The sequence below is a fragment of the Chitinophaga barathri genome (assembly GCF_003807585.1).
Classification (GTDB): Bacteria; Bacteroidota; Bacteroidia; order Chitinophagales; family Chitinophagaceae; genus Chitinophaga; species Chitinophaga barathri.
The window spans coordinates 155,550-171,235 of sequence record NZ_RMBX01000001.1 but is presented as its reverse complement, the minus strand read 5'-3'; the positions used below and the strand labels follow the sequence as shown (position 1 = coordinate 171,235).

At 48.6% G+C, this 15,686-nt stretch carries 8 protein-coding genes; 5 read left to right on the top strand and 3 right to left on the bottom strand.

Going from position 1 to position 15,686, the window contains the following annotated elements; all coding sequences use genetic code 11:
* Positions 1-4: 4 nt before the first annotated feature.
* The 3 genes from EG028_RS00595 to EG028_RS00585 form a co-directional block, all read right to left on the bottom strand.
* Positions 5-1,129, bottom strand: coding sequence for a hypothetical protein (locus tag EG028_RS00595; protein WP_123864488.1), 1,125 nt, complete (start codon positions 1,127-1,129; stop codon positions 5-7).
* Positions 1,130-1,723: 594 nt separating this feature from the next.
* Positions 1,724-2,512 (bottom strand): hypothetical protein, encoded by a 789-nt coding sequence (locus tag EG028_RS00590; RefSeq protein ID WP_123864487.1) that lies wholly within the window; start codon positions 2,510-2,512, stop codon positions 1,724-1,726.
* A gap of 145 nt (positions 2,513-2,657) precedes the next feature.
* A complete protein-coding gene (locus tag EG028_RS00585; RefSeq protein ID WP_120514112.1) occupies positions 2,658-3,803 on the bottom strand; it encodes a hypothetical protein in 1,146 nt (381 codons plus the stop codon).
* A gap of 337 nt (positions 3,804-4,140) precedes the next feature.
* Here EG028_RS00585 and EG028_RS00580 point away from each other — a divergent pair, with 337 nt between their 5' ends.
* The 5 genes from EG028_RS00580 to EG028_RS00560 all read left to right on the top strand — a co-directional run bounded on the left by EG028_RS00580 (position 4,141) and on the right by EG028_RS00560 (position 15,581).
* Positions 4,141-4,614 carry a hypothetical protein gene (locus EG028_RS00580; protein ID WP_120514111.1) on the top strand — a complete coding sequence of 158 codons (474 nt, stop codon included), beginning with the start codon at positions 4,141-4,143 and terminating at the stop codon, positions 4,612-4,614.
* 67 nt (positions 4,615-4,681) lie between these two features.
* Positions 4,682-6,082: a hypothetical protein gene (locus EG028_RS00575; protein ID WP_241559029.1), complete on the top strand. Its 1,401-nt coding sequence runs from the start codon at positions 4,682-4,684 to the stop codon at positions 6,080-6,082.
* Between the two features lie 184 nt (positions 6,083-6,266).
* On the top strand, positions 6,267-9,755 hold the full coding sequence (locus EG028_RS00570) for an RHS repeat domain-containing protein (protein WP_123864486.1): 3,489 nt from the start codon (positions 6,267-6,269) through the stop codon (positions 9,753-9,755).
* Positions 9,756-9,766: 11 nt separating this feature from the next.
* On the top strand, positions 9,767-14,962 hold the full coding sequence (locus EG028_RS00565) for a DUF6443 domain-containing protein (protein ID WP_120514108.1): 5,196 nt from the start codon (positions 9,767-9,769) through the stop codon (positions 14,960-14,962).
* A complete protein-coding gene (locus tag EG028_RS00560; protein ID WP_120514107.1) occupies positions 14,952-15,581 on the top strand; it encodes a DUF3592 domain-containing protein in 630 nt (209 codons plus the stop codon). The genes EG028_RS00565 and EG028_RS00560 overlap by 11 nt, the downstream gene beginning before the upstream one ends.
* Positions 15,582-15,686 lie beyond the last annotated feature (105 nt).

Genomic DNA, 15,686 nt, shown 5'->3' with positions numbered 1-15,686 from the left:
TATCTTATTTTTTCATATCCCATCTTATTTTATTCATCGTTTTATACCAGGGAATGCCCAGCGCTCCCTGGTATAAATTGATTTCCAGGTGATCGTTTGTTTCCACGGATTCGTAGAATTCACGCGACACCCTTATCTCCTTTATTTCATTCACGGGCCCCCAGGGTGCGAGCCGCAGCAGGTAGTTAGTACGTTTCCCTTTTCTTATGTGTTTTTCAACGATATCCGCGGAATATGACTGCGGCTTGGAGCTATCCAGCCCGCCGTTTAAAAACACGACCGATCCCCAGGATGCGGCCAGGAAAAACAGCGGATATATTATCATGATAAATATCCTGGTGCCCGTTTTGAGGCTGAAATCCCGGCAAATGTACCACAGCAGCCCGGTGAGTAGGGCAGTTAACAATAATACCATGGGCCAGACCTTTGCGGTAGTCACGTAGTGAGCATCTAAACTGCACGCGAAAATGCCAATTGAGCAGATCATCGTGGCAAGACCGGCGTCCGGGTATTTGGGGTTTTGGGGTTCATTGAGCGTGATAATGCCCTTGTAGCGGTAAACCGTGAAAAGCAGTGACAGGAGAAGGATTAGCAGGACCAAGGGCAACAGCCTCATATCATGACGCGAAATGTAGCTGAAGAATACGATGAAAAAGCTGGCGAGGTTGAACCGCAGGATGAAGGTTTTCGCTTTTTTAACTTTTAATCGGTTTTCACGTGCTTCTTCTTTTGTGAGCGTCTCAAGGTGGACCTGCCTGGCTTCATGCTGGTCCAGGTTTTTGAAGTTGCCCTCTACCCATTCTATGAGCTCGACTCCATTTACCCGGTAGCCGGAAACATTGATACTACGTTTGCCTTTTATGAGGGGGATCAGGTAAGTTGCGTCTTTGATCTCCTGGTAACCTTTGATCTCTGTGAGCAGCAGTTCGCGTGTATAAAACGAGGATTGATAACGAATGCTGTATTGATCGATGGTAATGCTCGATTGAAATTCATTGAACATCAATACATATATTCCAACAAGGCTGGTTGAGAGAACAGCCAGGAATATTTTTGTGCTGTGTTCTTCCGTGCCGTATATCAGCCAGCCCAGGGAAATGGAAAGGAGGGCGGCGAATAATAGCGTCATGAGTATTTTGGAAGTCCTGCTATAAGTATAGGTCTGCATTTCGTGCAAAATAAGACAAATAGGGGGATTTTAACAATGGCTGTGGCTAGTATAGCCATGGCGGCATAAAGGTCAGGAAGGGGACGGTGTTGCTGTCGACTGATGGCCTTGGAATAGGCCAGGCTGTGGCTTTTGCCGGATGGCCGTAGAGGTATTAGAATAGGCCAGCCTTAACCGGTAAAAAGGGAAGGGTGGTTGATAGCCCGTATGATAGGGGTTACAGGCCGGTTAGATAACCGTATGATAACCGTACTATCGATCAGTTGGGCAAGGATATCAGAGAGATTCCCGCATAAAAGGTGCACTTGATGTGAAGGGGATACGGAAAGGATGCGGAGTGAGGGAAATTTGGTCCCGGGAAGGCGAGAGGGGTATATTTTGTCTAAAAATGAAAGAGCGTATATCCGTTGCCGTGAAAAGTTGAGCGAAAAGAAGGACTGGTTTCAGGAAAATGTTGAGAAAAATAAGCGGGGGATGGATAAGGGATATGGGGAGTTATTCAGAAGCGGGCTTACTGTCAGGTGGCAGGGGATAAACGGGAGCGGTGGATATTATTTATTCCCGCGGAGGGCTGCCGCCTTTCTTGCGGCCTGTGCGGGCTGGGGCCTGGCCATGCAATTTTTTGATGCCGGGCCTGCCATAGCTGCGTTTGGGTTTTGCCGCTACGGTTTCGATCACGGACACAACTTCCGCCGCATAAAAACGGCGGTTCCGGATGGGGTAATGCACGCCGTTTTCTTTAGTGACAAATATCACTTCCAGGATGACGGCCGCTGCGTCCTGCGCTGCATAGGGGATAGTGAGCGTCAGCTCTTGAGGCGGGTTCCGGAGGTCTATCAGCACAGGTTCCGTGGCCACGGCATCTTTACGTTGCGCGGGATTCATCGCGATGGCTTTTATGGCGATGTGCGTAGCCTTAGGCGGTGTTTTGTTCAGGCTGCCGGGATGGTCGAGCAGGACGAGGATATTGCCGTGATAATCCCGTTGGATGCGAGGAGTGCCGCGGAGGATGTCGCCCAGCCGGGTATACCTGGAAAAACTGAAACCGGTGAGCGTGGAAAGGTCTTTCCAGTCGGGGTTTGTAAGTGCTTCCCGGTACAGCAGGCTGTTCAGCCTGTTTACCACGCTGGTATCATAAGATATATCCAGTGCGGGCATGACCGCTTCACGGATATATTTGCCACAGGCGCTGGCTGCGCCGAACAGGCGGCCGGCGGCTTTGGTGGCTTCGGACTGGTTCACCTTTTCCGGCGCGGTGCGCATAAAGTATCTGCCGCCGCGCCGGTAGCCGATCATGTCGCCCACCCTTCCGGTAAATTGTAATAGTGTTTGTTGCTTGCCCATAAACTCTTTTTTTTATGGAATTTAAGGAAAGAACAGCAATGAAAAAGAATAGCGGATATGATGTATGTTAAGGATTTTATATGCAAATGAAAAACGCCGGTGGGAGGGAGTTTCCACCGGCGCCGTGTCCTGGTTTCGGCTATGCTTATTGTATTTTCTTTTCCAGTTGTGCGATCTTTTCCTGCTGCTTCAGTGATTCTTTTTTCAGGTCGATGATGTAGAGGGTGAGCTCTTCTACTTTTTGCAGCAGGAGTTTGTTCATTTCGCCTACGTCCACGCCTTCTTTGATCACTTCGGCTTCGGAGGGGATGCCGGGCAGGTGTTTGTTTGTTTTTACGAAGGATTCCACTTCGTGCAGGGAAGGGAGCTTGTAATCGTCATGGAATACGAAGTCCGCCCATGTACCCTGCATTACTTTCACTTTTCTTGCGCCGATGGCTCCTTCCACGGCCAGTTTGTACATGGAGGGCGTGTTGATGCCGGTACCGATGCCTACGTTGCCATTGGTGCCGTCTACAGTGATGGAATAATCAGCTGCGCCGGAGCCGTCCGAATTTACGCGGGAAAAATATAAGCTGGAGGCAGAAGCCCCAATGCCGAATGACTTGGTGGCACCCGTGAATTCAATGGCGCTGGCGTTGTATAGTTTTATGGATTTAGTCCAGTTGTTCGTGGTCCAGCTCGGCCCGCCGGAAACAACCAGCCTGGCGGCTTCGCTTTGTATGCCAACGCTGAGATTGCCCTGGATGCCAGTCGGGCTGGCAATAAATGCCGTTACGCCGGTCACTACGTTATCTGTCACCAGCTGAAGCGTGGCGTTATTCAGGTAACCCGTAAACGAAAATGAATGTACGGTAGACCCGTTCAGTATCTCTACCGCCAGGTAGGTTTTGCTGTTGTACGTCAGCGTCACGAGCCTGCTGGCTTCGCCGAAATAGGTAAGCGTACCGATATTGGCGTTGTAGGCCGTAGACGTGTTTATTTCCACTGCGAACCTCCGGTTGAAAGAACCGGCGTTCCCACGGACGGCAGTGATTTTCCCGGATACATGCCTGTCGATAGATAGTGTACCGTTATAAGATTCGTGGAGCAGGATGTAATTGGCTCCCTGTGCATCTTCCGTTTGGCCGGTTATGGCTTTGTTTGCCACGTAAAATCTTCCGTTGTCCAGGATCTGCAGCCTGGCCGCGGTAGCGGTGACTCCGATGCCGATGGTATCGTAAGTGACTTTCTGTGCAAAAGCATTTGCCTGGATGAGTAACGCAACAATGGCGATCCGTAAAAACTTCATAGGTAACAAAATTTAGGGTGCTAAAGTAATGAAAGCCACGAAATAGAGTAGATTATTTCCACGATCGGGGTTTGATCGCGTTATTCCCGGCATGACGGGCCGTCTTTTACTGCGGTTGACAAATATAAGTCACGTATTATGCTTAATATCAATGCATTTTTTTAAACCCGATTTTAAAATGTGAGAAATAGCTATATATTTATACTGCGGTTTACTTTATTGACCGCAAAACCTATGCAACCTGATTGGCCACTTCCCCCGTATCGTTACTCCAGCGGCTATTGTAGCACTCAGGATTCGTATGCCCCTTCTAACCTGATTATAAATGTGTATTTGTATGGATATTATCGCGTACCAGGAGTTTCATAGCATCCGGCTCAGCGACTTTTATGCCGGTCCTGACTACAGGGAGGTGGAGAATTATGATTTTATGGGTGAGCAATGGGTGGGAGAGCTGTCCGGCTTCAACACATTTCTCCGCCTGACAAACGAACCTGAGGAAACCCGCGCCATTTCGCTGGATTTTACCAAAGACGACGGCGGCATGATAGGGAAAGTGCTGGAAGCACTGCATCTGCCGATCAAATCGGCCTGCTCCGAGTCCGACCTCGTGGCCCTTTTTGGCGAGCCGCATAAAAAGCTCCGACTGGCAAAAGACACCGTGACCATGGATTATATCATCGGGGAAGAGTTCACTTATTACCTTTCCTGCACCCTGCACCACGTGAACGGCCTGATGTACCTGGACATTATGAACGAAGAGAAAGTGATCAAAAAGTTGAAAGGAAAAGAGAAAAAGAAGAAGGAATAATATATCTTGCCCGCCAGATTCACTCTTATACCTGGAAATGTTTACCCGTATATTACTTCTTATCGCTTTGTCTTTACCCGCTGCCGCACAGGATAGCCTGCTGAATAAGGCCGGTGCGGTACCTGAAAAATATTTGTCCCAGGTGAAGCAGAAAAGCCGCAAGCTGGAAAGCCAGGTGGACAAACGCACGGAAAAGGCCCTGGAACTGATGATCCGCCAGGAAAAACGCCTGCAGCAGAAAATGATGAAGATCGATTCTGTGGCCGCCAGAAACATCTTTACCCGCTCCATCGATTCCCTCGGCAGCCTGAAAGCCTCTCTGAAAGGCAAAACGGACAAGTACCAGAAAGTGCTCAACGGGCAATATTTCGGGTACCTGGATACCTTATCGTCTTCCCTCGGGTTCCTCAAAGATTCGGACAAGCTCCTTGGCCAGGCCAAAGGCGTGCAGGACAAGCTCAAAGGTTCCATGGACCAGGTAAAAGCCCTGCAAGGCAAGCTCCAGCAGGCGGAAAATATCAAACAATACATCCGTGAGCGCCGGGAACAGCTGAAAAGCCAGCTCAGCCAATATACCAGCATGACAAAAGACCTCCAGAAGATCAACAAGGAGGCTTATTATTATGCTCAGCAGCTCAAGGGATATAAAGAGGTGTTCAGCGACCGTAAAAAGGCGGAGGCCAAAGCCATGGAGCTTTTACAGAAAGTGCCGGCCTATAAGGACTTCCTCGCGCGCAACAGCCAGCTGGCCAGCCTGTTTAACCTCTCCGCCGGAAGCGGTAGCGCTGCAAACCTGGAGCAGCAGCTGGAAGGCCTGCAAACCCGCAGCCAGGTGGAGCAATTGATCCAGCAGCGCATCGGTGGCGGAGGCCCCAATGCCCGCCAGGCGCTCAGCCAGCAGATGGACGCGGCCCGCTCACAGTTCGACGAACTGAAAAAGAACTTTCCCGACCTGGACAATGCGGCCGAAATGCCGGACTTCAAACCGAAGGAACTCAAAACAAAAAGTTTTATGCAACGACTGGAATTTGGCACCAATGTACAGTTCCAGCGTTCCAACCAATATTTTCCCACTACCGGCGACTTTGCCGGGCAGGTAGGGTATAAGTTCAGCAAAAACGGCATCCTGGGCCTTGGCGCATCTTACAAGCTGGGCATGGGCACCGGTTTTAACAATATCCGGTTCAGCCACCAGGGCATGGGGCTGCGTTCCTTCGGGGATTACAAATTGAAAGGGACCTTTTTTGTGAACGGCGGTTTTGAGTTTAATTACAACTCCGCGTTTTCCAGCACCACGCAGCTCATGAACGCCACGGTGTGGACGCGGAGCGCGCTGCTGGGCATATCCAAGAAATACAAGATTAATAACAAGCTGAAAGGAAATATGGTACTGCTGTATGACTTTCTGGCGAATACCCAGACGCCGAAGACGGATCCTGTAAAATTCAGGCTGGGGTATAGTTTTTAGTGAAATTTATTGTTTAGTATCTATACTTATGAGCAAACGGAAATTAGCGTATCTCTTTGTTGTTGTATTTGGCTTTGTTATACCCAGGGCTTTTTCACAGATCAAAAGCGATATCATCCCTATGAGCCCCTCTGCCACGACTTTGGGCAAGTTTGGGGAGATGCCTGTGAATATTTTTACCGGTATGCCGGGAATCAATATTCCCATTTATGAAATCGAGCTGGACGGCGTGAAAATACCGATCAGCGTGGCCTATCATGCCGGCGGATTCAAGGTAGATGAAGGCTCTTCCCATGTGGGTTTGGGCTGGGCATTGAATGCGGGTGGAATGATCAATAATATGGGTGTTCCGCAGAAGTATGAGGTGATGAAGCTGAACTATAAACCGACGGAGACTTCTACTGCAACAGACGGATATGGGAATTCATGGACATGGAATACGGATGGCACGGCGGTAAGGCGTAGAAATCAGTCGCCCAAAAGATATGTAAATGCGCCCGGTCTTGAATTCCGGTTCTGGGGGGACACTACGCCGATAGTGCAGGACCCGCCAATGTCGCTGGCCCGGAGAGATACCTTGCTGGGCAATGATCTTTGGATCACGAATGAACATGGTGTGCGGTACCGTTTCAGGGCGGATGAATTTCATGAGTATAAATATGTGCCGCCGCTGCCGTTCAATGAACCGGTAAATCCCAGCCTGAACATTTATGATATGATTGCGGAGAAAAATCCGAGTTATTCATCACCGGACAAAACGTCCTATCTTAAAGAGATTATTACGCTGCACGGGCAGAATATCCTGTTTGAGCATGATGAATATTCCATGTACAACACGGGGGGATTCAATGAATCCATATTTTTCCCCAGAAACCAAGTGTCCCCGTTTATTCAGAAAAGGGATGGCGGCATTCTTCCGATCGATGATGTGGGCAGGTTCACGTCTTATGCAACCAGCAGGATCAGGAAGATCGCGGCATCGAACGGTATTATCGTAGAGTTCAATTATGGGGAGTTCAGGAAGGATGTACCGGCGGATATGATGTTAAAAAGCATCCTGGTATATCATATAAAAAATGGTCAAAGGATTGTTTTGAAAACAGTGAAGTTTTACCAGAGTTATTTCGATTGCAAGTACCAAGGTGAGGTTACGCCCGGCGATATCCCCGGCTCCGTTTTTCACAGGCTGCGGCTGGATTCATTGGAAATTGGCAGCGGTGCGGTATACGAGCCTGAAAAATACAAGTTTGAATATAACGAGAATGATCTTCCGGAAAAAGGGTCTTTCTCACAGGATATATGGGGGTATTACAATGCTGCGCCAAACCTGGCGCTTATGCCTCAGAGAACAGAGAGCGTGGGGCCAGCGGGCAGGAGCCTGACCTATTCCACACCTATTGTGAACAGATTGGCAGACAGCCTTGCGCCGCTGAGCGCCGTGTTGAAAAAAATTACTTATCCTACAGGCGGCACTACTTCTTATGAATATGAAATAAACAGGGTGGAAACCAACCCCTATCACGCCGAACTGACGTATAACGGGATACCCTTTGGCGATAACAAAATGGATTTCCCCATTACACCGCGCAGCCTTCCGATCGATATGGTGGGAACAGAAAGAGATGATCAGCTTTTCAGGAAGTCCGGTCCGTTTTTCTTTTCCATCCGCTCCTTTGTAAAAGTGAACGGAGTGTATGGTAAAAATGTAAGTTTTATCTTCAGGACACCCCCGGCCACAGATGCGGGCCCTTTTTCCATTGAGGTAACAGCTGTCGCGGGCGGCGGGGTTTTTGGGACAAATCCCAATGGAACGCCGAGCTTTTTACCGAATGGTATTTACAAGTTTTACGTGACGAACACTGCCGAGGGGACCAGTTGGGATTGGGCAATTTGCCAGCTTACAATCAGGGAGCCGGCGTCTCTCGCGAATCCTATTACGATGGCACCGTATAATTACCGTGGTCCGGGCATCCGTGTAAAAAAGATCACCGACTACGATGGTAAAGACCATCTGAACGATATGGTGAGGAGCTACAAATATCATCAGTTCACCAATCCTGCAAGATCCAGCGGTAGATTGAGCTCGGAGAACGGAGGTGTTCCCGGAAAACCTTATTCGACCGACGAACTGGACGTGGTGATCCCCAGGTATGTATACGATGAAAGTCCTTTTGCTGTAACAGCTCCGATACCGACCTCTCAGTATGTAATGTCAAATGTGGGTACGCCTTCCAATCCGGAATATGTGGGAGGACGACAGGAAGGAAATGGTGTAATCTATTTTGATAACCGTAGTTATGTAATACCTATTCACCAGACTTATGACATCGTGTCCGCCGCTACAGGTTATCCCGGTGGCGCGGAGATACCTGTCTATGTCGGTTATAGCAACGTGACGGAAGAATTCGGAGAGGATGGCATCCACGGTAAAAAAGAATATACATTTACGAACAGTGGTCAACATTGGCAGAGAGGGCAGCGGCTCAGTGAACGCACCTATAAAAAGATGGGCAGCACCTATACGTTGGTAAACACGGATTCCACAATATATGCGATAGACAATAATTGGGTGCGCGCGACCGCTGTTATCAGCAAAACGCAGGGCAACATTGCCGGCAACCCGCTTGTGACCAGTTCCAGCTGGATGGGATATGATATTCCCTATCTTCCTTCCCCGACCTGGACAAAGACCCTGAACTCTGTTAAAGATACATTGATGACTGTATCCGGTTTTGCGGCGTCATATCCCGGTATTACGGGAACGGAAAATAATTCAGAGGCCATTAAAAGATTGAACAGGATAAATGCGCTGACACAATTGGTTGAAACCTCCAGCTTCCTGATTCCCGCAGGGACTACTACACCAAAACTGGTTTCATCTAAACTGAATACATACAGGAAAAATGCAACGCTGGTTGATACAACGTTTGAAATTGAAAACGACGTAGCATCCACTGCTTTTCATAAGGCCACCGTTGTATCCGGCAAATTTGTGAGGAATAAAGATTACGTGGTACAGGAAGTGGCTACGCGTTACGGGCCAGCTGGAAACCTGCTTGAAGGATATAAACCGGGTTTTGGCGCCAATGCATATATATGGGACTACAATAATACCTATCCGGTTGCGATTGTTGTCAATGCAGATAGCCTGTCCATTGCATACACCAGTTTTGAAACCTCTAATCATGGCAACTGGGTGATAACAGGAGGGCAGATGGATCCTTCGAATGCCCAGACAGGCAGCGGCAGTTACAAATTCCTTACAGGCGGAAGCATTTGCAAAACGGGCTTACCGACGACCAACAAATATCTGGTTACTTACTGGAGCAGGAATGGGACGCTTACCGGAGCCGGAACTTTAAAGAATTCAGAAGCAGGATGGAACGGCTGGGTCTATTATGAGCATGAACTGGCGGCAGGTTCTTCCAGTGTATGTTTAACAGGGAACAATATAGCAGTCGATGAACTGAGATTGTACCCGGAGAATAGCGCGATGTCTACGCAGGCCTTTGAGCCTTTTGTGGGCGTAGTCAGCCAATGCACACCGGACAACAGGATCACCCACTTCAGGTATGATCCCCTGGGAAGGCTGCAATTTCAGCTGGACGCGGACAGGAGCATCATCAAAGTTTACGAGTACAATTATATTTCCGGAGCAGCGGCTGGCCTTTAATTTTTTGACCTATGAAGCGTTTTCTATCAACTATATTATTACTGATATCTGTGATCTGTGCATGTGCGCAAATAACCCCACGGGTAACCGGCCTCACAGTAGGCACGCCTTTGCAGACAATGGTATTCCGCAACTGGGATATTCCCTCACTCAGCCTTCCGATGGGCACATGGGAAGTAATCAATGGTACCATACAAAATACCTATAATGGAGGTACTTATACGGCTGTGACTGTTAAATCCACAGGAGGGCTTGACCTTACGGCGAGATATACCTATATGGAACTGGGAACGGGAGAAATGATCACGCTCGAATGGACAACGTTGGTCAGGGCGGTTTTAACGCCCGGGACGGTTATGACCCCCACGGCACCGGTTGCGGTGCCACTGGAAGCTATGACACCGCCTATTGAACTGTCCGGTCCAACCGGCGGGGTAGACGGCGGCACCTTTTCCTGGGAAAAATCCGTGACGGCTGGTGTGTGGGTGCCGATGGGCTATGGAATGCCCCATTTGCCGCCGCAGCTGATGGAAGGTGCAGTGCAATACCGCCGTGCCTATACCTGTAATTATGATTATGTAACAACGCATAATGTACCCGCGGAAACAGTGTATTCCGCCGCGGTGCAGTTTACCTCGCTTCCGGCGGTTCAAGGTGGAACATTGAGCCCGGCGACGCAAACAGTACAACTTAATGCTAATGCTGCGATAGCCGCTACAGCAGGCAGCGGCGGTTCCTGCGGAACCTCTGTTGCCTATCAGTGGCAGCAGTCATTCGACAATGTTCAGTTCTTTGATATTCCCGGCGCTACTTCAACTGCATACACACCACTGGAAATGAAATTCCAGACATATTTCAGAAGAAGGACGACATGCGGCATTTATACAGTATTTTCCAATGTCGCAAAAGTGGATATCGCCGAGTATGCATCCAGCAACCCGGTAAACGAGAATTATACCCGTGTATTTGAGCTTAAAAAAAGAGGGCTTGCTACATTTGCGCAGGCAATGAGCGCATCCGCAACGGACAAATTTGAAACAACCCAATACTTCGATGGCCTGGGAAGGAAGATTCAGACGGTGCAGAGAGGGTTATCGGCTGCGGGGAAAGATGTTGTATCGCCCGACGTGTATGATAATGCGGGGCGGCAAGCCTTGTCCTACAGCCCATATCCTGCTACGGTCAGCGACGGAAAATACAAAGCGGGGCAGGTGGCGGCCTTTAATACATTTATGGGGGCACAATTCCCCGGTGAAAGCCACTTTCATTCAAGATCACAGTTTGAGGAATCTCCGGGAGGCCCGGTAGAAAAAATCTTTGCTCCCGGCGCCAGCTGGGGAGGAAGCAACAGGGGAGTGGATGCCAGGTCCGGTGGTAATACGCTGGCTGAAGGGATCAGGATATGGAAAGTAACGGGGTCGTATGCCAGCGTACCGGTAAGCAGCTCTTCCTATGGGGACGGGGAACTGGCAAAAGAAATTTCAGTGAACGAAAATGGCAAAGCGGTCCAGACCTTTAAGGATAAAGAAGGCCGGTTGATCCTGCGAAAAGTACAGGTGGACGACAGTCCTTCCGCAGGATATGACGGCTGGCTTTGTACCTATTACGTGTATGACGATCTGAGCCAGTTGCGGTATATACTACCACCCAGGGCAACCGACATCCTCAAGACCAATGGATGGAGCCTTACCGATTCTACAATTATTAACGGCTTTTGTTTCCGCTACGAATACGACGGGAAGGAACGTATGGTCTATAAAAAAGTACCCGGAGCCGAGGCAGTTGAAATGGTGTATGACATCAGGGACAGGCTCGTATTCATGCGGGATGGAAATCAGAGGAACAGCGGTAAATGGCTGGTTACCTTTTTTGATGATCAGAACCGTCCGGTGCAGACAGCGCTGTATACTTCTTCAGCCACGAGAGGTGCTTTACAAGCTCAGATGAATGCCATAACAGGGACTACCACGGTTACTTCCAATATTCCCGGCCCTAACGAGCTTATTGTGCCGGAAAGGGCAGCAGGCATCACACGGTATGTGGCTACGGGCAGTATTGTGTTAACAGCAGGATTTGAGAGCGGGGCTAATGATGAGTTTGTTGCTGAGATTGATCCGGCCCTCTCCCCGGTTGTCGTAAGTATACAGGCCAATAATCCCCTGCCCGGGATTTCACCTTCACAGTTATATCCGTTGACATATACGTATTATGACCGCTATGATGCCGCTGCGCAACCCTTTATTGCGGCTTACCTGGATTCACTGGAATCAGGAACGAGCACCACGGCGGAACTACCAACAGCTGCGTCTAAACAAACACGCAGCCTGGTGACGTCCATCAAAACGCGTATACTGGACACGGACAACTGGATATTCACCACCAACTATTATGATGCCAAAGGACGCCTGCTGCAGGTAATATCTAATAACCTGGCCGGAGGGGCTGATGTGCTGACGAACCGGTACGACTTTAAGGGGAACGCCTTATCCACCTACATCAGGCAGCAGAACCCGCTTAGCCAGGACCCCGTGATAACAACTCTCACGGTCAATAAATATGATTATGGGAACCGGCTTGTGAGCGTGGATAAAGAAATCAACGGCAGTTACCGCAGAACGATCGCAACAAATGAATACAATGAACTGGGACAGCTGAAGAAAAAGACATTGGGCAATAACCTGGAAACGCTTGAATACGAGTACAATATCAGGGGTTGGATAAAAGGGATCAACAAAAGCTTTGCACAAACCGGCGGTAGTCATTATTTCGGTACCAGCCTTCATTATAATGATGGGTTAACCACCCCTCAGTACAACGGCGATATTTCCGCAATTACATGGAGAAGTGCGGGGGATCTTGCGTGGAGGTCCTATGACTTTACTTACGATGCCTCAAGCCGGCTTAAAGGAGCGGATTTTAAAGAAAATAGTGGTGGTTCCTGGGCGAAAAATCCGAACGTGGATTTTTCTGTGTCCTCGCTTGCTTATGATGCAAACGGCAACATTTCGTCCATGACGCAGAAAGGGATGAAAAATGGAACCAGCAGCACTATCGATCAGCTAACGTATACCTATAACACCAATAGCAACCAGCTTAAAAAAGTAGCGGATGCGGCGAACGATCCAGCGTCTCAGCTGGGAGACTTCAAGGATCTGGATGTTTCAAATACCACGGATTATCTCTATGACCGGAATGGCAATCTTACATACGATAATAACAAAGGCATACAGAGTATCAGCTACAATAATATGAACCTGCCTTCGCGTGTCCATATTATGGGCAAGGGCACGATTTCATATCTTTATACCGCTACCGGGGTAAAATACAGGAAGATAGTTGTGGATAGCACTTACAGCCCTGCAAAGAAGATCGTGACAGACTATTTCTCAAACGCGGTGTTTGAAAATGATACGCTGAAGTTTGTTGGACATGAAGAAGGACGGTTGCGTCCGGTGGTCAGAACAGGGCAGCCAAGAACTTTCGAATATGACTATTTTGTGAAGGATCACCTGGGTAACATCAGGGTGGTACTTACCGAGCAGGTAAATTTCGCCACCTACGCAGCTACCATGGAAACGGAGCGCGCGCCCGTTGAAAATGCGTTGTTTTCCAATATTGACAATACCCGGGCGGAAAAACCATCGGGTTATCCTGCGGATAATTCCGCGGGGAACAGCACCCAGGTGTCACGCCTGAATGCCACCAATGCAGACCGGAAGATCGGCCCTTCGCTGGTGTTGAAGGTAATGGCGGGAGACACCGTGGCGATCGGTGCGAAGGCATTCTACAAATCGGTTGGCCAGCCGGTCAATAAAAAACAGCTTCCGCTGACCGATATGGCAACGGCGCTGGTGAACGCGTTTTCTAATTCGGGAAGGAGTTCAGGCGTCAAAGTATCCGGAGATGCAGAGAACAGTACGCCATTCAATCAGAAATTCCTGAACGAAGATTATGAAAGGCTTAAGGAAAAAGATCCGGAAAGTGGTGGTTTGAGCGACCGGCCAAAGGCTTACCTGAATTTTGTGTTGTTCGACGATCAGTTTAACTTAGTAGATGAAAATAGTGGGGCCAAACAGGTAAAGGCGGAGCCGGACCAACTGCAGGTACTTGCCCAGGGAAAAATGGTGATGCAAAAAAATGGGTTCCTGTATGTATACACCAGTAACGAAACGCAGCAGGATGTCTATTTTGATAACGTGGTGGTGGAGTTCTCCTCCGGACCTATCCTGGAAGAAACGCACTATTACCCGTTTGGCCTGACGATGGCAGGCATCAGCAATACCAGCCTTCAACCTGATTGCGGATGCCCCAATCAGAAGAAGTTTAATGGAAATGAGCTGCAAACGCTAGAGTTTGGAGATGGCAGCGGCCTGGAATTATATGATTTTAATGCCAGGACCTATGGTCAGCAGATCGGCAGGTTCATACAGATAGATCCCAAACTCGAAGATGGCGGTCAGGAAAGCATGTCTCCTTACCAATATGCAGGCAACAATCCGGTGCGTTTCAATGACCCGGATGGTAATTGCCCGTGGTGCTGGGGGGCTGTGATTGGAGGTGTCCTTGGTGGCGGTATTGAGCTGGCGGGACAATTGATGTCAGGCAAATCGCTTGACGAAGTGGATTGGGCGGACGTTGCCGTGGAAACGGGGAAAGGTGCATTAGAAGGAGCGATGGGCGGTGGTGCTCTCGCAAAAAGCGGTACTATCGTCAATAAGCTTCTGAGAAAAGGAGTGGTTGAAGTAGTGGGAGAAGTGACCAAGGCTACTGTTGATATAAGTGTTAAAGACGGTGTGCAAACGACTTTCACCGGAGAGAAAACACTTGCTTCAGCAAGTGTGGATTTGGTGTTGGGGCTCGGAATGGGTAAACTCAATGGCGCGCTCGCTGACGGAGTAGCTAAAGGAACGTCCAATTTGGTAAAAAAAGCGGAGAAGAAGATCGCGACTACGGCAACCGCTGTTGAGCAGGCAAGTAAGAAGCTGGACAAGATTGTTAATAAAACAGGCGGTTATGGCGTGGGAGCCACTGTAGCAAAAGTAAAGCTGGAAAGTGCGCTGGCTACTAATCAGCAGGCTTATATGCAGCGGGCGGTTAGGCTGATATGGAGCCAGACCATGCCGAATACATTCAGGACCGGAGGCGAGGCGCTTGAAAACGTAACAGGGGAATTTCTTAAAAAGGCATACAGAACTGATGAGCAATAAAAAAAAGTCCGGGACAAGAAAGAAGCAGGGCGAAAAAAAACCTGTTGAGGAAAATGTATTGGATTTGTCCAAAATGACATTCCGGGAGAAGTTGAAGAACATTTTTTACTTCCTGTGTATACTTGCCGGTTTGTTCCTGGTGATCTACTTCATAGCAATGGGGGCCCTTGCCAGGAAAAATGAGGAAATAAAAAAGATAGAAGAAAGCAATACTTCCACAACCGGTACTGTGATTAGTACCGGCAACATGAAAGGCAGTTATGCGGTTTTGGAATATGTAGTGGACGGTAAGACATATACAAAAAAACAAGGCAGCCCTTCCGATCATGTTCAGCCCGGAGCACATTACATGGTACTGTATGACAAAGGCGATCCCCGGGAGTGTTGGGTTGACTATACTTCCCCTCTTTTTCTGCCGGATGAACAGGTAGAGGCTACTGAAGGCGAAATAATTAGAAAAGACAGCAAAAAAATCGGCTTCGCTTATACTGTCAAAGGTGAAAGGTATGAACAATTCCAACGATATAAAGAGGGCATAAATATAGATAAAGACAAAACATATACCGTCGAATACCTGGCAGGGAAGCCCAAGATATCAATAATTCGAATTGATCAATAATATGAGAAACACAATTCTGCTTGCATTTTTTATATGTATCTTTCAAATCACCTATGCACAATCTTATTTTGAAGGAAAGGTTGTATATGCGAATACATTCAAAAG

Excerpts from the sequence above, each read along its gene's own strand:
- EG028_RS00560 (WP_120514107.1), top strand. The coding sequence starts at position 14,952 with ATGAGCAATAAAAAAAAGTCCGGGACAAGAAAGAAGCAGGGCGAAAAA.
- EG028_RS00570 (WP_123864486.1), top strand. The coding sequence starts at position 6,267 with ATGCCGGGAATCAATATTCCCATTTATGAAATCGAGCTGGACGGCGTG.
- EG028_RS00590 (WP_123864487.1), bottom strand. The coding sequence starts at position 2,512 with ATGGGCAAGCAACAAACACTATTACAATTTACCGGAAGGGTGGGCGAC.
- EG028_RS00580 (WP_120514111.1), top strand. The coding sequence starts at position 4,141 with ATGGATATTATCGCGTACCAGGAGTTTCATAGCATCCGGCTCAGCGAC.
- EG028_RS00565 (WP_120514108.1), top strand. The coding sequence starts at position 9,767 with ATGAAGCGTTTTCTATCAACTATATTATTACTGATATCTGTGATCTGT.
- EG028_RS00585 (WP_120514112.1), bottom strand. The coding sequence starts at position 3,803 with ATGAAGTTTTTACGGATCGCCATTGTTGCGTTACTCATCCAGGCAAAT.
- EG028_RS00595 (WP_123864488.1), bottom strand. The coding sequence starts at position 1,129 with ATGACGCTATTATTCGCCGCCCTCCTTTCCATTTCCCTGGGCTGGCTG.